This is a genomic window from Enterococcus rivorum (genome assembly GCF_001742285.1).
Lineage (GTDB): Bacteria > Bacillota > Bacilli > Lactobacillales > Enterococcaceae > Enterococcus_L > Enterococcus_L rivorum.
Genome location: NZ_MIEK01000074.1, coordinates 1 through 1,405, shown reverse-complemented (window position 1 = coordinate 1,405; position 1,405 = coordinate 1). Strand labels below are relative to the sequence as shown.

Annotated in this window: 1 protein-coding gene; it reads left to right on the top strand. The window is 40.9% G+C overall.

Annotated features, from left to right (window positions below; all coding sequences use genetic code 11):
- Window positions 1-54: 54 nt before the first annotated feature.
- Window positions 55-1,405 (top strand): IS3 family transposase gene (locus tag BCR26_RS18185; RefSeq protein ID WP_139124986.1). Its coding sequence is split into 2 segments (ribosomal slippage), with 1,352 coding nucleotides annotated over them: window positions 55-589 and window positions 589-1,405; the frame shifts between segments, so codons are not numbered across the junction. This gene is flagged as partial in the annotation.

The following is a 1,405-nucleotide window of genomic DNA, read 5'->3' as shown; positions in this document are numbered from 1 at the left end:
TGTAGTGCGCCCCCTAAGTTAGACCAAAAAATCTAGCTTAGGGGGCTTTTTATAGTGGCTAAATATGATTATGACTTAAAAAAATTAGTTGTTGAAGCGTACCAACAAGGGAAAGGTGGGTACGGGACTCTCGCCCGCCAATATGGTATTCCAGCTGATTCGACCGTGCACAAATGGGTAAAAATTGTAGAAAAGTTGGGCTTTGATGCGTTACACCGAAGAAAAAACAACCAAACTTATTCTTTCCAATTCAAGCAAGATGTCATACACTATTATTTGACTAGCGGTGACTCTTACCTTGCTGTTGCGTTAAAATATGGATTGTCATCAGGAGCTCTACTCCAACATTGGCACCAATTATTTCTGCACGAAGGTATTGAAGGTCTTTTACCGAAAATGAAAGGGAGGCCCTCAATGACAAAGAAAAAGCAAACACCTAAAAAGTGGGCAACACGTGAGCAGGAACTGGAACGAGAAAATGAACTGCTTCGTGCAGAACTGGCCTTCATAAAAAAGCTCCGAGCTTTAGGGATGACTATCCCGGATCGACTCAAGAGCGAGACGCACGAATCATCCACGAACTCCGAAAAGAGTTCCGACTAACGATTCTTCTTGAAGCGACAAAATTTCCTAAAGCAACGTATATGTATTGGCAAAAGCGATTGACTCGTGAAAATCCAGAGGAAAAGTTAGAGGAAACCATTAAAAAAATCTTTGAAGAAAACAATGGAAATTATGGCTATCGTCGGATTCAAATCGCCCTGAACCAACTTGGGCTAAAGGTAAATCAGAAAAAAATCCGACGAATCATGCGTAAGCTTGGGCTGAAAGGTCTAAAATTTACACGTAAATCACGCAAGTACAGTTCCTACAAAGGAACGGTTGGGCGAGTGGCAAAGAATCTTATTCATAGACGGTTTGTCACAACAGTACCACATCAAAAAATCACGACTGACACGTCTGAATTCAAGTATTATGAACAAGGTGAAAACGGAAACCCTGTCATCAGGAAGCTTTATTTAGACGCGTTCCTAGATTTATTTAATGGGGAAATTCTATCCTATCGAATGGCTGAAAAACCAACTGCAACGGACATTCTTGATGCTCAGAAAGAAGCCATAGAACGCACTGCAGACTGTCCCTACCGTCGGACTTTCCATTCAGACCAAGGTTGGGCTTATCAAATGAATAGCTACAGAAAGCCATTAGCAGATAAAAAAATATTCCAGAGCATGTCGCGAAAAGGGAACTGCCTGGACAACTCACCGATGGAAAATTTCTTTGGTCTATTAAAGCAGGAAATGTATTATGGTGTGGTTTACACGAACTTTGAAGGATTGAAGCAAGCCATTAATAAGTGGATATATTACTATAATCACCAACGAATCAAAACGAAACTCAGGTG